The sequence below is a fragment of the Streptomyces sp. NPDC050619 genome (assembly GCF_040654815.1).
Lineage (GTDB): Bacteria > Actinomycetota > Actinomycetes > Streptomycetales > Streptomycetaceae > Streptomyces.
In genome coordinates, this window is the sequence record NZ_JBFAIR010000020.1 from 168,477 (window position 1) to 190,827 (window position 22,351).

General features: G+C 71.7%; 19 protein-coding genes. 8 read left to right on the top strand and 11 right to left on the bottom strand.

Going from position 1 to position 22,351, the window contains the following annotated elements:
• Positions 1 to 234: 234 nt before the first annotated feature.
• From AB0I77_RS30250 to AB0I77_RS30265, 4 genes are read left to right on the top strand one after another with little or no spacing between them, the layout of a single operon-like run.
• Positions 235 to 840 carry a hypothetical protein gene (locus AB0I77_RS30250; RefSeq protein ID WP_363285895.1) on the top strand — a complete coding sequence of 202 codons (606 nt, stop codon included), beginning with the start codon at positions 235 to 237 and terminating at the stop codon, positions 838 to 840.
• Between the two features lie 2 nt (positions 841 to 842).
• Positions 843 to 2,135 carry a peptidoglycan-binding domain-containing protein gene (locus AB0I77_RS30255; RefSeq protein ID WP_363285896.1) on the top strand — a complete coding sequence of 431 codons (1,293 nt, stop codon included), beginning with the start codon at positions 843 to 845 and terminating at the stop codon, positions 2,133 to 2,135.
• 26 nt (positions 2,136 to 2,161) lie between these two features.
• Complete coding sequence (locus tag AB0I77_RS30260) at positions 2,162 to 2,905, top strand: ABC transporter ATP-binding protein (RefSeq protein ID WP_363285940.1); 744 nt, start codon at positions 2,162 to 2,164, stop codon at positions 2,903 to 2,905.
• On the top strand, positions 2,902 to 4,323 hold the full coding sequence (locus AB0I77_RS30265) for an ABC transporter permease (protein WP_363285897.1): 1,422 nt from the start codon (positions 2,902 to 2,904) through the stop codon (positions 4,321 to 4,323). Before AB0I77_RS30260 ends, AB0I77_RS30265 begins: the two co-directional genes overlap by 4 nt.
• Before the next feature lie 117 nt (positions 4,324 to 4,440).
• On the opposite strand, the gene AB0I77_RS30270 is transcribed toward AB0I77_RS30265, so the two are convergent.
• The gene (locus AB0I77_RS30270; protein ID WP_363285898.1) at positions 4,441 to 4,797 is read right to left on the bottom strand and encodes an SH3 domain-containing protein; all 357 of its coding nucleotides are present in this window, start codon (positions 4,795 to 4,797) and stop codon (positions 4,441 to 4,443) included.
• 275 nt (positions 4,798 to 5,072) lie between these two features.
• On the opposite strand from AB0I77_RS30270, the gene AB0I77_RS30275 reads away from it, so the two are divergent.
• A complete protein-coding gene (locus AB0I77_RS30275) occupies positions 5,073 to 6,794 on the top strand; it encodes an ATP-binding protein (RefSeq protein ID WP_363285899.1) in 1,722 nt (573 codons plus the stop codon).
• On the opposite strand, the gene AB0I77_RS30280 is transcribed toward AB0I77_RS30275, so the two are convergent.
• The 5 genes from AB0I77_RS30280 to AB0I77_RS30300 all read right to left on the bottom strand — a co-directional run bounded on the left by AB0I77_RS30280 (position 6,755) and on the right by AB0I77_RS30300 (position 13,228).
• Positions 6,755 to 7,462, bottom strand: coding sequence for a response regulator transcription factor (locus AB0I77_RS30280; RefSeq protein WP_363285900.1), 708 nt, complete (start codon positions 7,460 to 7,462; stop codon positions 6,755 to 6,757). The genes AB0I77_RS30275 and AB0I77_RS30280 overlap by 40 nt on opposite strands.
• 156 nt (positions 7,463 to 7,618) lie before the next feature.
• Positions 7,619 to 10,144 carry an Hsp70 family protein gene (locus tag AB0I77_RS30285; protein WP_363285901.1) on the bottom strand — a complete coding sequence of 842 codons (2,526 nt, stop codon included), beginning with the start codon at positions 10,142 to 10,144 and terminating at the stop codon, positions 7,619 to 7,621.
• Positions 10,141 to 10,578, bottom strand: coding sequence for a hypothetical protein (locus AB0I77_RS30290; RefSeq protein ID WP_363285902.1), 438 nt, complete (start codon positions 10,576 to 10,578; stop codon positions 10,141 to 10,143). Before AB0I77_RS30290 ends, AB0I77_RS30285 begins: the two co-directional genes overlap by 4 nt.
• A gap of 7 nt (positions 10,579 to 10,585) precedes the next feature.
• On the bottom strand, positions 10,586 to 12,646 hold the full coding sequence (locus tag AB0I77_RS30295) for a hypothetical protein (protein ID WP_363285903.1): 2,061 nt from the start codon (positions 12,644 to 12,646) through the stop codon (positions 10,586 to 10,588).
• A gap of 147 nt (positions 12,647 to 12,793) precedes the next feature.
• Positions 12,794 to 13,228, bottom strand: a complete 435-nt coding sequence (locus tag AB0I77_RS30300) for a hypothetical protein (protein WP_363285904.1) — start codon at positions 13,226 to 13,228, stop codon at positions 12,794 to 12,796.
• Between the two features lie 288 nt (positions 13,229 to 13,516).
• Between AB0I77_RS30300 and AB0I77_RS30305 the strand changes: the two genes are divergently transcribed.
• Both AB0I77_RS30305 and AB0I77_RS30310 read left to right on the top strand, forming a co-directional pair.
• Complete coding sequence (locus AB0I77_RS30305; protein WP_363285905.1) at positions 13,517 to 14,992, top strand: ATP-binding protein; 1,476 nt, start codon at positions 13,517 to 13,519, stop codon at positions 14,990 to 14,992.
• A 182-nt stretch (positions 14,993 to 15,174) separates the two neighbouring features.
• The gene (locus tag AB0I77_RS30310) at positions 15,175 to 16,098 is read left to right on the top strand and encodes a S1 family peptidase (protein ID WP_363285906.1); all 924 of its coding nucleotides are present in this window, start codon (positions 15,175 to 15,177) and stop codon (positions 16,096 to 16,098) included.
• A gap of 144 nt (positions 16,099 to 16,242) precedes the next feature.
• Here AB0I77_RS30310 and AB0I77_RS30315 read toward each other — a convergent pair whose 3' ends face one another.
• Positions 16,243 to 18,048, bottom strand: a complete 1,806-nt coding sequence (locus AB0I77_RS30315; protein WP_363285907.1) for a copper resistance protein CopC — start codon at positions 18,046 to 18,048, stop codon at positions 16,243 to 16,245.
• On the opposite strand from AB0I77_RS30315, the gene AB0I77_RS30320 reads away from it, so the two are divergent.
• Positions 18,036 to 18,185, top strand: a complete 150-nt coding sequence (locus tag AB0I77_RS30320) for a hypothetical protein (RefSeq protein ID WP_363285908.1) — start codon at positions 18,036 to 18,038, stop codon at positions 18,183 to 18,185. The genes AB0I77_RS30315 and AB0I77_RS30320 overlap by 13 nt on opposite strands.
• A gap of 81 nt (positions 18,186 to 18,266) precedes the next feature.
• Here the strand turns inward: AB0I77_RS30320 and AB0I77_RS30325 are convergent, their stop codons facing one another.
• From AB0I77_RS30325 to AB0I77_RS30340, 4 genes are read right to left on the bottom strand one after another with little or no spacing between them, the layout of a single operon-like run.
• Positions 18,267 to 19,046, bottom strand: a complete 780-nt coding sequence (locus tag AB0I77_RS30325; protein WP_363285909.1) for an SDR family NAD(P)-dependent oxidoreductase — start codon at positions 19,044 to 19,046, stop codon at positions 18,267 to 18,269.
• Positions 19,043 to 19,516, bottom strand: a complete 474-nt coding sequence (locus tag AB0I77_RS30330) for a cupin domain-containing protein (RefSeq protein WP_363285910.1) — start codon at positions 19,514 to 19,516, stop codon at positions 19,043 to 19,045. Before AB0I77_RS30330 ends, AB0I77_RS30325 begins: the two co-directional genes overlap by 4 nt.
• Positions 19,506 to 20,099: a GNAT family N-acetyltransferase gene (locus AB0I77_RS30335; protein ID WP_363285911.1), complete on the bottom strand. Its 594-nt coding sequence runs from the start codon at positions 20,097 to 20,099 to the stop codon at positions 19,506 to 19,508. Before AB0I77_RS30335 ends, AB0I77_RS30330 begins: the two co-directional genes overlap by 11 nt.
• Positions 20,099 to 22,288, bottom strand: coding sequence for a penicillin acylase family protein (locus AB0I77_RS30340; RefSeq protein WP_363285912.1), 2,190 nt, complete (start codon positions 22,286 to 22,288; stop codon positions 20,099 to 20,101). The genes AB0I77_RS30335 and AB0I77_RS30340 overlap by 1 nt, the downstream gene beginning before the upstream one ends.
• Positions 22,289 to 22,351: the final 63 nt, after the last annotated feature.

Consider the following 22,351-nt stretch of genomic DNA (forward strand, 5'->3'; position numbering starts at 1 on the left):
TGCGTTAGCCAGACGGGCGCGTGCGGCGGATGGTTGCAAGAGTTCTCCGAGAATTAACGAATGGAGGGCCGTGCGCGCATCCGATCTACAACTTGCCGTGGTATAGGCGTGCAGGTGAGCCGCAGGCGCATGATCGGCTGACAGGTTCTTCAAAAGTTCTTCATCATCTCCGGCTTACCGTCGGCCTGCCCGCCGCGCCCGCGGTCGGGTCCGGCGGGAGGAGCGGGAGAACCGATGAGGACGAACCGGGTACTGCTGGCCGCGGCGGCGTCGGTCGTGGCGTTCGCGCTGACCGGCTGTGGCAGCGACGACGACGGCTCGGAGGTCCCGACGGCCGGCGGAGGCGGCTCGTCCGCGTCGGCCGGGAAGACTGCCGGGAAGACGGGCGATCAGGGCGGCGGGAGCGACGTGGCCGCGTACGTCGACAGCCAGCGCGAGTGGGTCGCGTGCATGCGGCAGAACGGAGTCGACCTCCCCGACCCGAACTCCAAGGGACAGGTCGACATGTCCGGCCAGGGCCTGGCCCTGAAGAAGGACCCGAAGTTCATCAACGCGACCAAGAAGTGCGCCGACCTCAAGGGGACGGTCCCCCAGGGTCTGGAGGAGGCCAACGAGCCCAAGCTCACCCCCGCGCAGATCAAGGTCAAGCGTGACTACGCGGCCTGCATGCAGAAGAACGGCGCCCCCGACTTCCCGGACCCAGGCCCGGACGGGTACGGCGGCAACAACAACTCGGGTCAGCCCGAATGGGATCAGGACTCGGCCGGCGCCAAGCGAGCCACCCGTATCTGTGCCCCGATCATCGGCAACCCGGTCAACCCGCCGGCCGGCAAGGGCTGACCGTGGCCGAGACGGTGACGCACCTCGATGACGCGCACGAGACGGCCCCCGTGCCGCCTCCGCCGCACGGCCGGCGCGGCCGGCGCGCCGCGCTGATCGCCTCGGCTGTGCTCGTCGTGGCGGCGGTCGCCGTCATCGGCGCCCTGGGGCTCGGCGGCGGCGGGGACAAGGGCCCGAGCACGCCGCCCCGCTCCGGTTCCGTCGTCCCGGTGACCCGGACCACGCTGGCCGAACGGACCGCGGTGGACGGCCAGTTGGGCTACGGAACGGAGATCCCGTTGCCGGTCAAGGCGACGGGTACCGTGACCTGGCTGCCCGAGCAGGGCGCGACGGTCGAGCGCGGCGGCACGCTGCTGCGCGTCGACGACCGGCCTGTCGTCCTCATGTACGGGATGCTGCCGATGTATCGGGACATGGCTCTGATCCCACCGGAGGAGGAGGCCGAGGAGGAGCGGAGCTCGGACGGCCGGCAGCAGAAGGGCTCCGTCGACCAGCAGAAGAACGCGGACGGCGCGTCGCCGGGCCCCTCCGCGTCCCCGAGCCCCTCCGTGTCGCCGAGCCCCTCCGCCCCGAGTCAGGCGCCGCGTGAGCTCAGAGGTATGGACGTCATGCAGTTCGAGACCAACCTGGCGGCTCTGGGCTACACCGGCTTCACCGTGGACGAGAGGTTCACCATCGCGACCGCCCGGGCCGTCAAGCGCTGGCAGAAGTCGCTCGGACTGCCCCGGACCGGGGCCGTCGGCGTCGGGGACGTCATCTACTCCGCCGGCAAGGTGCGGATCGGCCATGCGGAGGTACGTCTGGGCTCGGCGGCCGGTGAGAACACCCTGGGCTACACCGGTACGTCGCGGAAGGTCGTCGTGGGTGCCTCGGCCGCCGACGCCACCTGGGCGGTGCGTGGCACGAACGTCCAGGTCAAGCTGCCGAGCGGCAAGTCCGTGCGAGGCAAGGTGGCGTCGGTGGGGAAGGAGGCGAGCGTGCCCGAGGGGGGTGGCGGCGAAGGCGGGTCGGGAGCGGCCGACGCGACGATCCCCGTGACCATCACCATCAAGGACCAGAAGGCCCTGGGGCGGCTGGAGAGCGGCCCTGTGACGGTCGAGTACGTGGGGCGCGAGGCCAAGGACGTGCTGAGCGTGCCGGTCTCCGCGCTGGTCGCCCTCGCCGAGGGCGGAAACGGCCTGGAGACCGAGGACGGCCGGTTCCTCGCCGTGAAGACGGGGCTGTTCGCGGACGGCAACGTGGAAGTGAGCGGCGCCGCGATCCGCGAGGGCATGAAGGTGAGGATCGCGGAGTGAGCGGTGTGTCCTCGGCGGTTGACGGTGTGTCCTCGGCGGTTGGCGGTGTATCCCAGGCGGTTGGCGGCGCGTCCCCGGCGGTTGTGGAGTTCGACGCGGTCTGTAAGACGTATCCGGGTGGCGTGGCCGCGGTCCGTGACGTGAGTCTGCGGATCGGGCGCGGGGAACTCGTCGCCGTCGTCGGACCGTCGGGCTCCGGAAAGTCCAGCATGCTGAACCTGATGGGCAGCCTCGACCGCCCCTCCTCGGGGCGGGTGCTGGTCGACGGACACGACGTGGCGAAGCTGTCCGACCGGGGGGTGTCCGCGCTGCGGGCCACGCGGATCGGGTTCGTCTTCCAGCAGTTCCACCTGGCGGTCGGCGTGCCCGTGCTGGACGCGGTGGCGGACGGCCTGCTCTACACGGGCGTCCCGATGCGCCGCCGCCGGGCCAGGGCGGCCGCCGCGCTGGCCCGGGTCGGGCTCAGCCACCGGGTCCACCATCTGCCGCAGCAGCTCTCCGGCGGCGAGCGGCAGCGGGTCGCGGTCGCTCGCGCGGTGGTCGGCGAACCGTCCGTCCTGCTGGCGGACGAGCCCACCGGCAACCTCGACTCCGCGTCGGGGGCCGCCGTACTGAACCTGCTGCGCGAGTTGCACGCGGCCGGCACCACGGTATTGATCATCACCCACGACCGCGAGATCGCCGCCGAGCTCCCCCGCCGTATCGAGATGCGCGACGGCCGCGTGGTCGCCGACACGACCCGCAGCACGACGATCGGGGCGCCCCGATGACGGACCGTACGACGAACTCCTCCCGCCAGGAGCCGGACTCCCGTCCCACGACGGCCGGTTCACCGGACGACCGGGGTACGGCGTCGGACGACCGGAGTACGGCACCGGAGACCCTGCCGTTCCGTGACTCGGGCCCCGAGTCCCCGGACGCCGCCTCTCCGGACACCGAGACTCCAGCCACCGAGACTCCAGCCACCGAGACCCCGGTCCCGGAGCAGTCGCAGGCGCGGCCACGGCTGCGCGCCGCACGTCTCCGCCCCGCCGACGTCATACGCCTCGGCGGCACCGGACTGCGGACCCGGCCCCTGCGGGTCTTTCTCTCCGCGCTCGGCATCGCCATCGGTGTCGCCGCCATGATCGCGGTGGTCGGCATCTCCCGCTCCGGGCAGGCCGAGGTGGACCGTCGCCTCGACGCGCTCGGCACCAACCTCCTGCGGGTCGCCCCCGGCCAGAGCCTGGGTGGCGAGAAGGCCCAGCTCCCGTACGAGACCGTGCCGATGATCCGCCGGATCCCGCCCGTGCGGCAGGTCGCCGCCACCGGCGCGACCGATGCGCACATCTACCGCAACGATCACATAGCCATCGGCCGCACCGGCTCCCTCGACGTCCTCGCGGCCGGCCGCGACCTGCTCCCGGCCGTCGGCGGCCGGGTCCGTGGGGGCCGCTGGCTGGACGCGGCGACGGAGAAGTACCCGGCCGTCGTACTCGGCGCCACGGCCGCCCAGCGGCTCGACGTGTACACGCCCGGAACCCGGGTCTGGATCGGCGGCCGCTGGTTCTCTCTGATCGGCGTCCTCGATCCCGTACCGCTCGCGCCGGAACTCGACAGCGCGGCGCTGGTCGGCTGGCCGGCGGCCCGGACGTACCTCCGCTTCGACGGCCACCCCTCCATGGTCTACGTCCGCACCGAGGACTCTGAGGTCACAGCGGTACGGGCGGTGCTGCCTCCCACGGCGTACCCCGAGAAGCCGAGCGAAGTCCGGGTCTCCCGGCCCTCCGACGCCCTCGCGGCCCGCGAGGCCACCGAGTCGGCGCTCACCGGCCTACTGCTGGGCCTCGGCGGAGTGGCGCTGCTGGTCGGCGGGGTCGGCGTGGGCAACACGATGGTCATCTCGGTCCTGGAACGCCGCCCGGAGATCGGTCTGCGCCGGGCCCTGGGGGCGACCCGGGGCCAGATCCGCACGCAGTTCGTGACGGAATCGCTGCTGCTGTCCCTCATCGGCGGACTCGGCGGAACCGTCCTCGGGACCCTGATCACGGCGGGGTACGCCGTCAGCCGCGGCTGGCCGACGGTCGTCCCGGCCTGGGCGAGCGCGGCCGGCATCGGATCGACCCTGCTCATCGGCATGATCGCCGGACTGTATCCGGCGATGCGGGCGAGCAGGCTGTCGCCGACGGAGGCGCTGTCCACCACCTGAGCCGCACGGCCACAGAGGGGAAAAAAGAGGGTGAGGAAAGAGGAGAAGGGGCGGCCTCGTAAGAGACCGCCCCTGGTGTGCTGTTGCGCCGGCTCGGCCGGCGGTTCCGCGGTGCGGCTAGAAGCCGCAGTAGACGTAGCTGCCGCCGTTGCTCAGCAGGTCGTCACGCACCCAGCCGTACACGTTGTCCGTGACGTTGTGCAGGTACGTCCAGGTGTAGCCGTCGTTGCCCGCGGTGTAGCAGTGGTAGTCGAGCCTGTCGTTGTTGTAGGCGATGCCTCTGCTCGTGCAGCTGGTGCTCGAGCCGGTGCGCTCGTTGGCACCGTTGGCGTAGTAGCCCCAGGCCGAGCTGTCGCTGTCCGGGGCCGACGTCCCACAGGACGCGTGCGCGGAGGCCGAGGTGGCCGTGACCATCGGGACGGCCAGGGCCGCCATGGCGACGGCGGGGATGATGGCTGCGAGTCGACGTTTCAAGATGTACCCCCAGTGTCTCGTTCGTCAGCAGTACGACCCCGGTACCGGGAGGCACCGGAGCGGATGGTGCTGCCGCTGCATCCGTCGGGATGCGAGAGCAGTGAGTACTTTCATCGGGCGCCAGTACTGAAGACAGCATTCCGTCGTAACTGGCGAATTTCCGTGCCTAAGAGTCCAAAAGAGACCCGAGGGGGGAATCGGCCATTCCTGTGACCTACCGGTCCAATGGCCGTACTTTGGCTGTACTTGGGAAATCCGACCGAAGGGGAAACGCGATGAGCTTCCGGCTGCGGGTCCTGGGCCTGCTCATGCTGGTCGCCCTGACCGCCACCGCCGCCACCGCCTGGCTCACCCTGCGTCAGGCGAACCGTCAGGTCCAGGAGACCGTCAGCGCCGGACAGCAGGAGGTCTCCCGGATCACCGGCGAACTCCGCGCGTACGGATTCGCGCACGGCACCTGGGCCGGGCTCTCACCGACCGTGGGCGAACTCGCCAAGGACACCGGGCAGCGCATCCGGGTGGTGACCGAGACCGGCCCCCTGCTCGCCGACTCCGACGCCCTCGCGGGCCGCGAGCCCCGCCCGCTGAACAGCGGGCCCCCGGTCCTGGTCGACGCGCGGCCCGTCCTGCGGTTCCCCGGGGGACAGACGCCCCGGCTCTCGGTCAAGCTGGCGGCCACCGCGATCGCCAACTACCGCTCCTCGGCGGCGTACGCGGCCTGTCTGACCCGGGCGGGCGCCGAGGTGACGGCCCGGAGGGACAACCTGGGCATCCCGCTGATCGGCACGGACGGCCGGCGCACGCACTGCGCACAGCCGCCTCGCGGGGCCGACCCGCATACCCCACAGGACCTCGACGCGCTCCGCGCCTGCGAGTCCGCACCGCCCCTCACCCCCTGCCTCCAGCGGGTCTTCAACGAGCGGACCGCCTCCTTCGCCCCACCCCGCCTCGAAATCCACCTCGGCTACCAGAACGAGTCCCCGCCCAGCCTCGCCGCCGCACCCACCGTCGCGGTCGCGGTCGCCGTCGCCCTCGCCGCCGTCCTCGGCGCGCTGCTCCTGAGCCGGACGGTCCTGCGCCCGGTCCGGGCCATGACGCTCGCCGCCAAGGGGCTCGGCGAGGGCGATCTGGGGCGGCGCGTCCCCGTCTCCGGGCGGGACGAGATCGCACAACTCGGGGGCGCCTTCAACCGCATGGCCGACTCCATCCAGTCCGGCGAGGAGCGCCAGCGCCGCCTCACCGGGGACATCGCGCACGAGCTGCGCACCCCGCTGGCCAACCTGCGCGGCTATCTGGAGGCGCTGCGGGACGGGATCGTCGAGCCGACGCCGGAACTGCTCGCCTCCCTCCACGACGAGGCGCTGCTCCAGCAACGGATCGTGGACGATCTCCAGGACCTGGCCCTGGCCGAGGCCGGGGAGCTCACCTACCACCGCGTCGAGGTCGACCTGCGCGAACTGCTCGACGCCGGCCGCACCGCCCATCGCGCCCAGGCCGGTACGGCGGGCGTCGCCCTGGAGCTGGAGGCGCCGTGCCCGGTGTACGTGAGTGCCGACCCGGACCGGCTGCGCCAGGTCGTCGGCAATCTCGTCGGCAACGCGCTGCGCGCCACGGCGGCCGGTGGCACCGTGACCCTGGCTCTGATCCCGCGCGGCGAGCAGGCCATCGTGGAGGTCCGGGACACCGGCAAGGGGATACGGGCCCAGGACCTGCCGCACCTCTTCGACCGTTTCTGGCGGGCGGATCCGGCACGGGGCCGGGCGACCGGCGGCAGTGGACTGGGGCTGTCCATCGCCCGTCAGATCGTCACCGACCACGACGGGACGGTCGACGTGCGCAGCACAGTCGGGGTGGGCACGACGTTCACGATCACCCTGTCCGCGGCGTCCGCGGTGTCCGCGGTGTCCGCGGTGTCCGCGGTGTCCGCGGCTTCGGGAAGTCAGGAGGGGGTCAACCGTCAGGAGGAGGCCGAGCCGCCGCCGTCCGCGAGGCGGTAGCCCCGCCCGTACACCGTCTCCAGGTGGTGGGGCCGCTTCCCGTCCGCCTCCAGCTTCCGTCGAAGGTTCATCACGTGCGCGTCGACGGTCCGCTCCAGCACGTCCTGGTCGAAACCGAAGACGCGCTCGATGATCTGCGCCCGGGTGAAGACCCGGCCCGGTTCCCGGGCCAGCGTCTCCAGGACGGCGAACTCCTTCGCGGTCAGCACCACCGACCGCCCCGCCACCCGGACTTCGAAGCGCGCGGTGTCCAGCTCCACCTCGCCCACCCGCACCACCGCGGGCTCCGCCGCGCCGCCGCCCTTCTTGGACCGGCGCAGCAACGCCCGTACCCGTGCGGTCAGTTCCCGGGGGCTGTACGGCTTGGTGAGGTAGTCGTCGGCGCCGAGGTCGAGGCCGAGAAGCATGTCCTCCTCGGTCGAGCGCGCGGTGAGCAGCAGAATCGGAACGTCCGATTCGGTACGCAGGATGCGGCACACGTCCAGTCCGTCGACCAAGGGCAGCATCACATCGAGAACGATGAGATCCGGGTTCGACGAACGGGCCCGTTCCAGCGCGGCACGGCCGTCGGCCACGACCTGCACCGCGTTTCCTTCGCGTTCCAGATAAATCCGAATCAGTCGAGACTGTTTCTCGTCATCTTCCGCGACCAGAATCCGAGCGTTCAACGACTCTCCCCCAGCCAGGCCCTGCCCATTCCAGAACCGTAATACAGGGAAACCGTAATACAGGGAAACCGTGATGCAGGGAAACCGTGATGCAGGGAAACCGTGATGCAGGGAAACCGTCATACAGGAATGGGCGAAGAATCCCAGGAGTTGCTCTCAGGTCGCCCGCACCGTGCTCGCCAGGTCCGGCGGCGGCGGGGGCTCGGGCAGCAGGGACTGGAGCTCGATGTTGATGGAGCGCAGCCGTTCCTGCTCGCCCGCGTCCCGGGCGCGTTCGCCGTCGCGGATGAGACGGTCGGCCCTGGTCCGGTGGCGCATCCGGTCGCGGTAGCGGGCCAGGTCGTCGAAGACCAGCGGCTGGAGCACCCCGGCGCGGTCCAGGACGCGCAGGGCGTGTTCGCGCAGTCGCTCGGTGCGGCGGCGCAGCAGGTCGGCGTCGCGGGACTCCACGGCGTCGGCGATGTCGCGCTCGTAGACCGGCAGGTCCTCCCGGTCGGAGGGGCTGCCGTGCGCGGCGACCAGGTCGCGGACCTCGGTCAGCAACGACTCGGCCCCGCGGACGAGTTCGGGCCAGGCCAGTTCGTCGTCCACGGCGTCCAGGGCGAGCCGCAGGTCGAGCAGGCACTTGGCGGCGCGGGCCGCCTCGTCCGGGGCGTGCCGGGCCGCCTCCACCGCCCGGTCGAGCTCGGCGAGCAGGTCTTCGTCGTCCACGCGTTTCAGCAGCAGCTCGGCGAGAGGGCTGCCCAGCGAGCCGCAGCGGGCGCGCAGTTCGGCGAGCCTGGCCCGCTCCGCGTCCGCGGCCGGCAGCAGTTCGGCGTGGTCGACGGCGGGTGCGCCGACCAGGTTGACGGTGGTCTCGAACGCCTCGTCCAGCAGGGGCACGAAGGCGCTGACCTTCACCAGCCGGGAGGCGTCGATCTCGACGGTGAGCCGCACCTCGCTGCCGGCCGGCACGGTCCGGCTCACCCGGTCGGTGCCGACCTCGATGCGGCCGATGGTCCGGTTGCGGTCGGCTCGGGGGCGTTCGCCCTCCAGGACGGGGATGCGGATCAGTCCGCCGCTCGCGCCCCGCTCGACGGTGACGGTGGTGCGCAGCGGCGCTGTGCGCCGTACCGGCAGCCGGGCGCCGCGTTCGACGAGCGGGCGCACCTGGTTGTCGGCGAGGCCGACGCCGAGGGCGTGGGTGAGCATGGGCTCGGTCTCGACGGCGCCGACAGTGTAGGTGAGTTGGTCGGGGGTGAGGCGCTGCCGGGTCCCGGTGGCGTCCGTGAGGACGACGGTGAACGTGTTGCGCCGGCCGGGCTCGGCGCGCAGGGTGCTGGTGAACTCGCCGCGTGTGGCCAGGGCGATGCGGCCGCTGTGCCAGGGCGGGTCGGACGCCTCGTTGAGCAGTTCCAGGGACATTCCCAAGGCGGCTGTGCCGTCCGCGGCGGTCACCCGGCCGACCACCACCGGGTCCAGGTCGGGACTGACCCGTGGGTACTCGCAGCGCAGCGTGAAGGCGCCCGGCTCCGCCGCGGGCGCGGTCCAGTCCTCGGGGAGCGGCTGGGCACCGGCGAAGATCGCGGCGCCGCGGGCCACGACGGTCATCGGGTCGTGCGTGAAGTCCAGCGGGATGCCGAGGCCGTGGCGCGGGTCGGCCAGGCGCTCGCGCAGGAAGGGCATGGCGGTCTGCCCGCCCACCATGATCACCTTCTCGATGTCGCCGGGTCCCGCGCCGAGTTCGTCGAGCGCCGTGCGGCACAGGTTGACCGACCGGGTGACGAAGGGATCGGCGAGGCGTTCCAGGTCGGCGCGGCGCAGCTCGTGGAAGAACTCGTACCGGCCGCCGGTGTCGTCGACCAGTTCTACGTCGATGTCGGCGGCGTGCGCGCGCGACAGCCGGATCTTCGCGGTCTCGGCGGCCTGCTTCAGGGTGGCGACGGCGGCCCGCCAGCGCGGGTTGCCCCGGGCCAGGTCGGCCAGCTGCGGGACCTGGCGGACGGCGGCCGGGATCAGCAGTTCCTCCACGATCCGCCAGTCGACGAGCTTTCCGCCCAGAAAGTTGTCGCCGCAGTGGCCGACGACGGAGAACTCCCCGTCCCGCAGCCGGATCACGGCCGCGTCGAACGTCCCCCCGCCGAAGTCGTACACCAGCCACATCGCGTTCTCGTCGGTGGCCTGGAAGCCGTACGCGTGAGCGGCGGCCGCGGGCTCCTGGAGCAGCCGGGTGAACTCCAGGCCCGCGAGGCCTGCCGCGCGCCGGGTGGCGTCGCAGGCGTTCAGGTCGAACGCGGCCGGCACGGTGATCACCGCCGCGCGGACCTCCTCCTCCAGCCGGGCCGCGACGTCGGCCCGCAGCGCGGAGAGCACCTCGGCGGACAGCTGCTCGGGCGTCAGGGTGCGGCCGGCGGCGGGGAAGTGCTTGTCCTGGCCGGCCGTGCCCATGCGCAGTTTGAACTCGACGCAGGTGTTGTCCGGGTCGCGCTCGCACCGCTCCCGGGCCGGGCGCCCCACGAAGAGCCGCTCCCGGCGATCGATCCAGATCGCCGACGGGGTCGTCTCGTCGCCGTCGTTGTTCTTGATCACCTCGGTCTGCACGCCGCGCAGTACGGCGACCGCGCTGTTGGTGGTGCCGAGGTCGATCCCGATGTCGATGGTGGTCCTGTCGATGGTGGTGCTGTCGATGGTGGTCCCGCTCACTGTGCCGCTCCCCCTGACGTTTCGGACTCTTCCGGCTTCTCCGGCTCTTCCGGCGGCGTGCCCACGATGACCTCGCCGAGCGCGAGGGGCGTGCCGCGCAGGTACACGGCGGGCCGGATCGTCTCCACGACCTCGTCGCGTTCCAGGCCGGGCATCGGCTGGTAGGCCAGGACCCGCATCCGCAGCCCGGGATCGAAGACGGTGCCCTCGTACGACCGGGTCTGTACGCCGCTCTCGGCGAGGGCGTCGACGACGGCCTCGATGTGGCGGCGCACCCCGGCGGAGGTGCCGTCGGCCGCCTCGGCCTTGTTGCGCAGCCGCCACACGGCCGTGGCGAGCTCGACGAGGGCGTCGGCCTCCAGGGGGACGGGGGCGGTGAGTTGAGAGGGCGCGGGGGTGGGGGTCGTCCCGGCGCCGGGTGGGGTGGATGGCATCAGATGACTACTCCCTGTCGGTCCATAGATCGAAGAGGCCGATCATGAGGAACCAGCCGGCCAGGACGGCGCCGCCGCCCAGCACCTTTCCGGTGGTGGTCTCGCGGCCCACGAGCAGACAGGCGGCGAGCAGAGCAGCCCCTATGAGCGCGAGAACGAGCGCGAACGTCGCGTCCGCCCGTCGCCCGTCGGCATGTGATCGGCGAGGCGCCTCTCGGTACGAGGAGGGCCGCCGGTACCCGGTCCACACCGGCGGGTCCAGGTCCGGTGAGAGCCCGGCCCGGTCCAGCAGGTCCTGGGCCCCGGACCGGCAGCCGGTGCAGCAGGGGATCCCGATCCTCCCGGCGTCCGGGTGGCCGACCGAGGTGACGGCCAGCAGCTCGGACGGGCCCACGGACCGGCCGCACCGGAAGCACTGGCCCGGGGTTCCGGCGACCGCCGGTACCGGATCGAGCGAGGACCGGCCGGTTGGCGCCCGGGTGCCGAGCGAGGACCGGTCGTCCGCCGCCCGGGTGAGCGTGTCGATGTTCTGCCGGATCACCGACCGGCCCTCCTCGCTCACGGCGAGCGGCAGCACTCTGCGGTAGCCGGCGAGGGCCTTGTCGATGTCGTGGGTGGTGTTGAAGTACTCGGTGAGCAGCCGGCAGGCCGCCATGGCCACCGCGTCGTGGACCTGGTCGGTCTCGGGGGCGTGCGGACGCAGCTTCCGCAGCTCACGCAGGCGCGGTTCGACGGTGTCCAGCAGCCGGGACGCCCGCTGTGCGGCGGTGTCCGGCCGGGACACCCGCTTCGCGGCGCGCCCCCACGCAGGCTGACCGCCGTCCACGGCCTCCTTGCAGTCCAGGAGGATGTCGTTGCTCACCAGCACGACGAGGTTCTGGTCGATCAGGCTGCGTACGTGCCCGCTCACGGCAAGCCCGCGCGCCGACCGCAGGTGCGCGGCGGCCCGGCTGACGCGGGGATCGCGGGCGGTGGACTTGTCCGGGTCCGGGGCCAGGCCGTTCGCGCAGGCCACCGCGCAGGCGTTGACCGCGGTCGCCACCTCGTCGGCCACGTCGGCCGCCACGCGGTGCTCCTTGCCCAGTACGGCACGCAGCACCCGGATGTCGCTCTTCGTCTCGGCCAGCAGGGAGTCGGCGGCCCGGTCCAGCGTCGCCGGATCCGCGCCGGGGCCGGGTATGGCCTCCGTCCGGTGCCGGACGGCGGTGGCGAGCGGCTCGGTGCCCCGGCGCAGGGCGGCGTCCACCACGCCGGCGTCCAGTCCGCCGCCGTCCGCCACGAAGCCCCGCATCAGCGACACGTGCTGCCGGGCGGTGTCCTCGCCCCCCTGGCGCCGGGCCGCGTCCACCGCGAGCCGCGCGTGCAGGTCCAGCAGCACCACGGGCAGGGCCTCCCGCAGGGCGGTGCCGTCCACCATGCGCAGCCGGGGGTCGTCGAGGACGCGGATGCGCTCGTCCAGCCGGCGCCAGCAGCCGTCGTCGTCCAGCACCAGGCGCCAGTACCGGTAGGCCCGCTCCCACAGCGTCCGCAGCCCGTCGGCTCCGTAGAACGTCTTGGCCTCCAGCGCCTCGGCGTGGTGGAGGACGGCGAGGTTGTGCACCGCGATGCTGCGGGCGCCCGGGGCGACGGCGGTACGCGAGGCGCCGGTACCCGAGGCGTCGGTACGGGAACGGGACCCGGACGCGGACCCGGGCGCGGACCCGGCCAGCCGAACCCACGCCTTCCGAGCCTGCGTCAACCCGGGTGCCCCGTCGCTCTCCGGCAACGGCCAGAACCAGAAGAACTCGTCCACCACCCGCCGTACCGGATCCTCCAGCCGCCGCAGCGCCTCCCGTACGGCGATGTGGTCGGGCAGCGGGTCCGGCGGCAGCCACCGCGCTTCCCCCGCCGCCGGACCCCCGGCCTGCTCGGCCCCCAGCGCCTCGGCCGCGCGAACCTCGGAGACCCGGCGCCGCACCACACGCGGCGTCGCCGTCACCGCCAGCCCGCTGATCCGGAACGCGTTGTGCCGGTACAGCTCCCGGTCCACCGCGTCCTCGAGCCACGACGGCACCTCCAACCGGACCATGGCACTCCTCCGACCGCTGTCCGCCCGCCAACGACGCGGCCCAGCATGGGGGGAGTCCCTCGGGACCGGTCCCCGATCGGCGCAGAAGAAAGGGCCCGACGTTTCACGTCGGGCCCTTTTCAGCGTCGGTGGATCGACTGGAACCTGTCAGGCTGTTGTAGACACCCAGCTGTCGCAATGTTCCAGATAGGTACCGTCGGAATGCCCCCGGCATGCCCGGAACCTCAGGTTGTAACCTTCTGTGAAGTCCTTGTTCTTCCACCGGGACTCACCGGCCCCCAAGTTCATCCAGACATATCCACCCCGCACGAGCGTGCCACTCGTGTTATAGAGGCGCCATTCGGCGACAGCGGAGTTGCCGTCGGCTCTGTTGTCGGCGACGAAGAACCAGTCGCCATTCTTCTGGAACGCCGCGCTGGCGTCCTCATAGGGGCTGGTGGACCAGACGGCCGTCCCGCTGGAGGATGGACTTAGCCCGGTGGCGAAGTCCTTCTCCCAGGTAATGGCAGACGCCTGAGTGGAAAGAAGCGTAAAAGCTCCCACTGCGGCAGCAATGACTGTCGTTATGCGCCTCTTGCGCATGTGCCCTCCCTGAGTGAATTCCCACTGGCGATGATCATCTTAGTGCTGACGGGGGAATCGTCAACCAAATTGAACAATATCGGCACCGATCTACGAAATGTCCCGACCAATCGGATTTCATTCATCTTATGCATTAAGTTCACGACGCGACCCTGATGTGCACTTGCGGCCCAGTGCGTGCCACGACGGCCTCGCCCTCCGAGTGGCGGGAGGCGCTTGCTCGCCCAGCAGGCGTGAAAACTAGCGGTACAGTTTACTGAACTGTACTTCTATCTTCGGGGACAAGGTGTGGACAAGCCTGCCGAGATGTTCGACCGGGACTATGAGTGGTCGGCGCTGAGCCGGTTCATCGCGGATCCGCAGCCGGGCGCGACTCTCGGAGTGGTCTCCGGACGTCGCCGCCAGGGCAAGACGTTCCTGCTTGACGCCGCCTGCCGAGCCGCCGGCGGGTTCTACTTCGGTGCGACCGAGGCCGCCGACGCCGAGTCGCTACGGCGGATCAGCAGCGCACTGACTGCCCACGTCCGCCCTGCCAGCCCGTTCCACTTCGCCAACTGGTCGGAGGCGGTCGACGCACTGCTCGCCCTCGGCGTCGAGCGGCCGGTCCCCGTCGTGATCGACGAGTTTCCCTACCTCGCCAAGGCCAACCCGGAGCTGCCCTCGATCATCCAGGAAGCCCTGCGCCCTCTACGTGACCAGCGAACCGGCTCCCGGACTCGGTTGCTGTTGTGCGGGTCGGCCTTGTCCTTCATGGGCCGACTGCTGTCAGGCAACGCCCCACTGCGCGGCAGGGCGGGACTGGAACTTGTCGTACGCCCCCTCGACCACCGTCTCGCCGCCGAGTTCTGGAACATCACGGACCCCCGTCTTGCCCTGCGGGTCAACTCGATCGTCGGCGGTACTCCCGCCTATCGGCGCGAGTTCGCCCGAGGCGACAGCCCAGCCGGTCCGGAGGACTTCGACGACTGGGTCGTACGTACGGTCCTCAACCCTGAGACGCCCCTCTTTCGCGAGGCTCGGTACCTGTTGGCCGAGGAACCGGACCTGCGCGACACCGCCCTGTACCTCTCCGTCCTGGCGGCCGTCGCCGACGGCAACGCCACGCGCGGAGGCATGGCCGGCTATCTGGAGCGCAAGGCCACCGACATCGCACATCCCATCAATGTCCTCGAGGACGCCGGTCTGCTGCACCGGGACGCCGACGCCTTCCGCGACAACCGCCCCACCTACCGCATCGCCGAACCCCTGATCGGTTTCTACCACGCCATCATGCGCCCGGTATGGGACCAGCTGGAGCGACCCGGCAGCGCTGCCCGGGTCTGGCAGGCCAGCCGCCGCCGCTTCGTCAGCAACGTCCTCGGTCCCCACTTCGAGCAGGTCTGCCGCGACTGGACCCTGCATCATGCCGACCCTGATCTACTCGGTGGCCTGCCCGCCCATGTCGGCCACGGAGTGGTCCACGACCCCAAAGCCCGCACCGGCAACGAGGTCGACGTGGCCGTCGTCGGCATCGCTGACGGACACGCCAAACCGCCGTTGCTGGCCATCGGCGAGGCCAAGTGGAACGACACCATGGGGGTCGCCCACATCGAACGCCTCACACACATCCGTGAGCTCATCGCCCAGGCCGGCCGCTATGACACCACACGTACTCGCTTGCTGTGTTTCAGCGGCGCAGGGTTCAACGACAAGGCACACGCCGCCGCCGAGACCTCGCCGAGCATCCAACTCGTCGACCTGGCACGTCTTTACGGGCAGGCGTGAGCGAGCCCCCTACAGCAGTACGTACGGGCGGAGCGAGCGGTGCCAACGTTCACCTGTCGGGCCGTCACCCTTACGCGGTGCCCGGGTCGCCCGGGCTTTGGGGCGCGGTTAGCGTCCGGAAGAGATCATCGAGCGGCCGTTCCCGTCCCGTGGCGTGCGGCCGGCCCTTCCTGGAGGCCCGTATGAGGATCGGACGCCCGACACCCCGCGGCGTGAGACGACGTACCCGCCTGATCGCCCTGGCGTCCGGGCTGACCGCCCTGGCGGCGACGGCCCTTGCCGGGGCCGCGGCCCATGCGGGCACCGTCGACCCCAGCCCGACCACCACGTACAGCACCGCGCAGCTCGCCGCGGTCGGGAAGGCGGTCGCGCGCGCCGATGTGGTCGGCACCGCCTGGAGCGTGGACGACAGGTCCAACAGGGTGCTGCTCGCCGCCGACAGCACCGTGTCCACCGCCGCGATCGCTGCCATCAAGCGGGGCGCGGGCGCCAACGCCGGCGCGCTGCACATCGGGCGCCTGCCGGGCAAGCTCACCAAGTACCTCTCCGGAGGGGACGCCGTCTACAGCAGCGACACCGACGGCAGGTTCCGCTGCTCGCTGGGCTTCAACACCCAGGACGGCGCCGGAAACCACTACTTCCTCACCGCCGGCCACTGCACCAAAGGTACCGACTGGTACTCGGACCCGTTCGTCACACACATCGGCACCACCGCCGGCTCCAGCTACCCCGACAACGACTACGGCCTCGTGGCCTACGACCCGGGCCAGCCCGTCCCGCCCGGCACCGTCGGCGACCAGGCCATCACCAGCGCCGGCGACGCCCAACGCGGCCAGTTCGCCTGCCGCCGCGGCTCCACCACCGGCACCCACTGCGGCCGGGTCACCGGCACGAACTGGAGTGTGCGCTATCCGGACGGCGTGGTGAACGGCATGATCCGCACCAATATCTGCGCCGAGCCGGGCGACAGCGGCGGCCCTCTCTACGCCGGCAGCCGAGCGCTGGGCCTCACCTCCGGCGGCAGCGGCAACTGCGCCAACCCGCCCAGCCTGACGTTCTTCCAGCCGGTCACCGAGGCTCTCAACGCCTACGGAGTGCACGTGTAACTGAGCACCGGCACGGAGACCCCAACGGGGTCCGGTGCACGGACGGGATCACGCACCGGGCCCCCGCAACCGTCTCCTGACGTTCAGCCGCCGTGTCCTCAACCCTGAGACGCCCCTAGCGACCCGGCAGCGGGTCCCCGTTGTTCAGCCCGTGATCCGCACCTTCTTCGACTCCGTCACCTGGTCGATCTCCGAGATCCTGACCGTCGCCTTCATGGTCCAGTCGCCCGCGATGGGCAGGTTGAGCGAGTTCGACGCCCAGTAGCCGCCCTGGTCGGTCAGCTTGGCGTCGATCGGGCCGAGGTCCTGGGCGGGGAGTACGAAGGAGAGGCGGAGTTCCGGGACGGAGGACAGGCCGCCGTCGGGGCCGTAGACCACGGCCTCGACCGAGTTGTCGCCGATGCGGCCCGGGTCGAGGGTGATCTGTACCTTGCCGTAGCCACCCGGCGTGCCGACGTCGAAGGGGATGGTGCTGACCGACGCGACGGCCGGCCCGGCAGCCGGCGCCGACTGCTCCGCCTCGGCGGCCGCCCGGCCGGGCAGCGTGCCCGACAGGACCGTACTGATCACCAGCACGGCGACCCCGACGCCGACTTCGGCCAGCACGGAGCGGCGCAGGCCACGGCGACGGGGGTCGTTGTCGTCGGCGGCAGCAGCGTCCGACGGAGCGACAGGGGCCGACAGGGACAGGGACGCCGACCCGTCTCCCTCCGGTCCCGAGTGTGCCCCCACCGTCTCCGGCACCCGCTCCCGTACGACCGCCTCGGCCTCGGCTTCTGTCGTAGCCGCAGACGCCGCCAACCGCCCCGTCCACCGCCGCGAAACCCCCGCCGCCCCCAACAGCAGCACCACCGCGGCCAGTTTGACGACCAGGAGGCGGCCGTACGACGTGTCGGTGAAGGCGTTCCAGGTGCCGAGGCCGCGCCAGGACTGGTAGACGCCGGTGATGACGAGGACGGTCACGGAGGTGAAGGCCAGTCGGGAGAAGCGGGTGACGGAGTCGGCGTCGATGGCCGACGAGCGGCTGTACAGCGTGGTGAGGAGGGCCGTGAGGCCGCCCAGCCACACCGCCATCGCCAGCACGTGCAGCGCCGACGAGGTCATCGCCACCGGTACCTGGATCCCGGCGGACGCGTGCTCGGCGGCGGCCCAGGTCAGCGCCAGGCCCACGGTGAGCGCGGCACCCGCGGTGAGCCGCGCGCGCGACCAGGACGTGTGCCGCAGCAGTCGTACGAGGAAGAGGGCCACGACCGGGAGCAGTGCCAGACGGGCCAGCAGGACCGCGCCCGGGCGGGTCGTCAGGGTGTGGGCGAAGGACGAGGCGTCGAAGGCCGCCGCCGGGCCCGCGCCCGATTCGTACGGGGCGCGCAGCACCAGCAGGGCGAGCGTGGCCGCCAGCAGGGTCCACCAGCCTGCCCACAGGGGCCTGCGGAGAAGACCGGCGGCCCGCGGGCGGCAGACCGTGACGAAGACCGCCGTTCCGATGAGCAGGGCGGCGGCCAGGTACGCGAGGTAGCGGGCGATCTTGTAGAGGCCGGCCGTGGCGGGGTCCTCGTCGGGTCCCGTGTCCACCATCGCGGTCGTCGGGGAGGCTTTGCCGACGGAGAAGGTGAAGGCACCCGCGACCGGGTGGCTGTCGGCGGACACGACCCGCCAGGCCACCACATAGGTGCCCTCGTCGAGGTGCTCGGGCAGGGTCACCCGGGCCGTGTCGGAACGGTCGTCCGCGTGCCGCGCCTCGCCCGTCTCCAGCCGCCGGCCGTCCGCGGTCAGGACGCGGAAGGAGTCGTCGAGCAGGCCGACGGACTCGGTGAAGGTGAGGGTCAGCTCGCGGGGGGCCGACTTGAGGACGGTTCCGTCCTTGGGGTCGGTGTCGCGGAGGGCCGCGTGGGCCGACGCGGATCCCGCGCCGCCGAGGAGGAACAGGACCAGCACGGTTGCCAGCAACACCAGCCTTTGAAGCCGCCGACGGTGCCGAAGTCGCCAAGGTCGCCAAGGTCGCCAAGGTCGCCGCGGTCCCCGAAGCCCTCGAAGTCCTCGAAGTCCCCGGTGTCCCCGGCGTCCCTGGCGTCGTCGACCTGCGCTGAGCTCACCGTCACACCCCACGTGCCGTCTCCGTCTCGGACTCGCCGCCTTCCCGATGGGTACGGACGCGGACGCCGGAACGCTCACCACGTCGGCCGCGCCGACACCCCTCCGTCCACGACCAGGTCATGTCCGGTGATCCAGGAGGCGAGCGGCGAGGCCAGGAACGCGCACGCGTCGCCCACGTCCTTGGGCCGCCCCAGCCGGCCGAGCGGCGCCGCGCCATGCCACCGCCGCACCCCCTCCGGCCAGGCCTCGGCCAGCCCCTCCCGGTCGATGAGCCCGGGCGAGACGGTGTTGACGCGGATGCCGTACGGGCCGTACTCCAGGGCCGCCGACCGCGCGTGCATCACCACGGCCGCCTTGGAGGCGGAGTAGTGCGCGTGGCCCGGAGCCGGAGCGCTCCCCTCGATCGACGCGATGTGCGTCACCGAGCCCCCGCCGCCCTCGCCGTCCCCGCCCGACTCCCGCATGATCTCCGCCGCCGCCTGGGTGCACGCGAACACGCTCGCCAGGTTGGTGTCCACGACCGCCCGCCACTGCGCCGCCGTCATCCCGGGCAGCTGCCGCACCGGCTGCACACCCGCGTTGTTGACCAGCGCCGTCAGCCGTCCGCCGCCCCACTCGGCCGCGGCGCGAACCAGCTGGTGGCACTCCTCCTCGTCGGTCAGATCCGCTTGGAGTACGACGGCCCGCTGACCCGAATCCTGGATACGGGACGCCACTTCACGCGCCGACTCCATCGCCGTACGGCAGTGCACCGCCACCGCCGCGCCCTCCTCGGCGAACCGCAGCGCGATCCCCCGTCCGATGCTCCCGCCCGCGCCGGTGACCAGGGCTACTTGCCCTTCTAGCAGTCTCATGAACGGCACAGTCGCGCGATCCGGTCGGCCTGCGCCGGGTAACGCGCCGTGAGCCACCCCGCGTCCCCGTGTTCGTACCCCTCAAAGGTGAACCCGGGCGCCATGGTGCAGCCGAAAAGGGTCCACTCCCCGCCCGCCACGACCCGCCCGCCCATCCAGGTGCCGGCGGGGATGGTCAGCTGGACGTGCTGGCCGCCGAGTACGTCCGGTCCCAGGACGGCGGTGCTCGTCGTCCCGTCCGGGGCGAGGAGCAGGAGTTCCAGCGGGTCGCCTCCGTAGAAGTGCCAGATCTCGTCGGTGGGCAGGCGGTGCAGTGCGGAGAAGTCGTCCGAGGTCAGCAGGGCCACGATGGCCGTACCCTCCGGACGCCCGTCCGGCCGCCCGGGCCCTGCCCAGGTCTGCCGGAACAGCCCTCCCTCGCGCGGGATCGGCTCCAGTCCGTAGTGGGTGATCAGGTCGTCAGGCGTCATCCGGAAAGGCTACTGTCCGGCGCAGGAAGGCCAGCCGGGCGCGCTTCTCCGGCAAGTACACGTCCGGAATGTCGATTTCCGGCAGGATGACCACCGGGCCCGCCTCGAACCCCTGCTTCAGAAAGCGGGCGACCGCCTTCTCGTTGCGCACGTCGGGATCGACCACGACCCGTCCGCGGTCCAGGCCCAGCAGCACATACGACGTGACAACGGCCAGCAGCGCCGCCGACCAGCCGGACCGCTCACCGCCCGGTCCCGCGGGCGCCAGCAGCAGATGGACGCCGATGTCGCCCGGCTCCACCGCGTAGCACTCGCTGACGCGGTCGGCCGCCGGTTCGTAGGTCTGGAGGAGCCCGGCCGGTGCGCCGTCCTTCACCACCAGGAAGGCGGAGTGGGTGTCGAGGGTGGCCATGTGCGCGTAGATCTCGGCGACTTGCTCCTTCGTCAGGCCGTTCATGCCCCAGAAGGAGGCCCGCTCCTCGCTCACCCAGGCGTGGACCACCTCGGCGTCGGCGTGCGCGTCGAGGGACAGGATGCGGACGGTGCCGAAACCGTCGACGACCTGCTCGTACACCTCAGACATCAGACATCGGTGTCCTTCTCCAGCGTCTCCCAGTCGGTGACGACCGGAACGAGATCTCCCCTGAGCCACAACGGGAGTTGATCACGGTGGTGCGGCGAGCCGGGCACCCCCGAGGCGCCGAAGGGCACCACCCACAGGCTGTCCTCGCGGCGGGCCAGGTCCCATACGTACCGGGCGGCCGGGCCCCGCGCGCTCAGATCGGTCACACCGGGCACGGCGGAGGTGCACAGCACACAGTCGTGATCACCGGACAGACCCGGTTCGGCATACGGCGTCCCCGGGGCCACCGGCCGCCAGGGAGCGAGGCGATGGCTGCCGCCCCACGTCGTCGCGGGCGTCGTCGCGGGCGGCCGAGCGGCCACCTCCTCTACGGCCGCCCGCACGATCTCCGCACGATCGACGCCGTACAACTCCTCGGCTCGCAGCAGGTGTTCGAGCGCGAAGCCGATGCGCGGGGCGAGGGCGAGCCAGGGGAGGAAGACCTCCGGGTAGGCGGGCGGAGCCGTCAGCCCGGCGAACGCCGGGTGCGCGGCGAGATGGCGTACGACGGCACCGCGCACCGCCGCGTACAGGGCGGCGTCCGCGCTGTACGCGTCCATGCGGCGGTCCCAGCCCAGGAGGGTGTCCCGTACGCGGGCGGCCTCGGGGGAGAGGTCGTCGTCCAGGGACTCCAGTCGGTCCAACAAGGGGACGGAGGAGGGGAGTTGGGTGTCCATGTGGATCAGCGGCAGGTCGGCGGGGGACCAGCGGTCCTTCTCCGTCAGCAGGGCGGTGATGCGGTCGGCTCGGTGGGGCGGGGCGAACTCCACGCCGAGCGGGGTGGCCGGTCCGCGCTGGTTGGCCATCACGGCGATGCCGTCGGTGAGTCCGGCGCGCGGCATCTCGTGCCAGCCGCGCCAGTCGTGGCCGGGCTCCCAGGCGGGCACCAGCCGGATGCGGTTGGCCTCGGAGCGCAGCGGTACGCGGCCCGCCACGCGGTGCAGCAGACCGCCCTCGGTGTCGGCGGCCTGGACGACGTTGACGGGTTCGGCCCAGGCGTCGAAGGCGCGGTCCACGTCGGCGACCCGGCGGGCCCGCAGGAGGGGGAGCAGGGCGCCGAAGCCGAGATCCTCGGTGACGCGGGGCGGGTAGCGGAGGCTGACGGCGAGCGGGGTGCCGGAGCCAGCCGGAACACCGTCGCCCAGGACACTGCCATCCAGGACACCGCCGTCCAGGCCACTGCCATCCAGGACACCATCGTCCACGACACCGTCGTCCAAGCCCTCGGGGAGCCCTTCGGGCCCGCCGATGATCACCGGACCCCGCTCGGTCTCGATCACCTCGACCTCGACCGGCTCCTCGCCCGCGACCTCGACGCTCTCCGTGTGCCCGGCGGCGCGCCGCCAGACCCCGTCCGGGCCGAGGGCCTCGACGCCGGCGCCGGTGCGCCGCAGCCGTTCCCGGTAGAGGTCCTGGTAGTCGGCCATGGCGTTGGTGATCGCCCAGGCGACGGTGCCGGTGTGGCCGAAGTGCGCGATGCCGGGGACGCCGGGGACGGCGAGGCCGATCACGTCGAACTCGGGGCAGGAGAGGTGGATCTGCTGGTAGACGCCGGGGTCCTCGATGTAGCGGTGCGGGTCGCCGGCGATGACGGCGTGCCCGGTGGTCGTCCGTTCCCCGCTCACCAGCCAGCCGTTGCTGCCGGAAGTGCCGGGCCCGTCGACGGCGAACAGGCCGACGGCCCGAGGACCCAGCTGCCGGACGGCCTGCTCCCGCCAGAGCTTGGCCGGGAAGCCGGCGAAGAGGATGTGGGTGGCGAGCCAGACAGCGAGCGGGGTCCAGGGCTCCCAGCGACCGGGGGCGAGGCCGACGCGGGTGAACTCCGGAGCGGCCGCACCCTTCAGGCCCTCGTTGACCCCGTCCACATACGCCCGGACCCAGTCGGCCGTCTCCGGGTCCCGTCTCTCCAGGGCGGTGAAGCAGCGTCTGGCCGTGTCGTCGAGGCGGGCCCGTCTCGCGAACCGGTCCCAGGGCAGCGCCTCCGCGCCGAGGAAGGAGGCCGAGGTGCCGCGCGCGCGGTGCCGCTCGACCTCCAGCTGCCAGGCACGGTCGCGGGCGGTCACCCGGCCCTGGGCGCGGGCGAGTTCCCGCACGCTGCCGGCGCGGAGGTGGGGTATCCCCCAGGCGTCGCGGTAGATCTCGGTGACCACCCTGCGCCCCCTTCTATTTTTAGGTTAGCCTTGCCTAAGTGGACAGAGGGGGAATCGTACGCG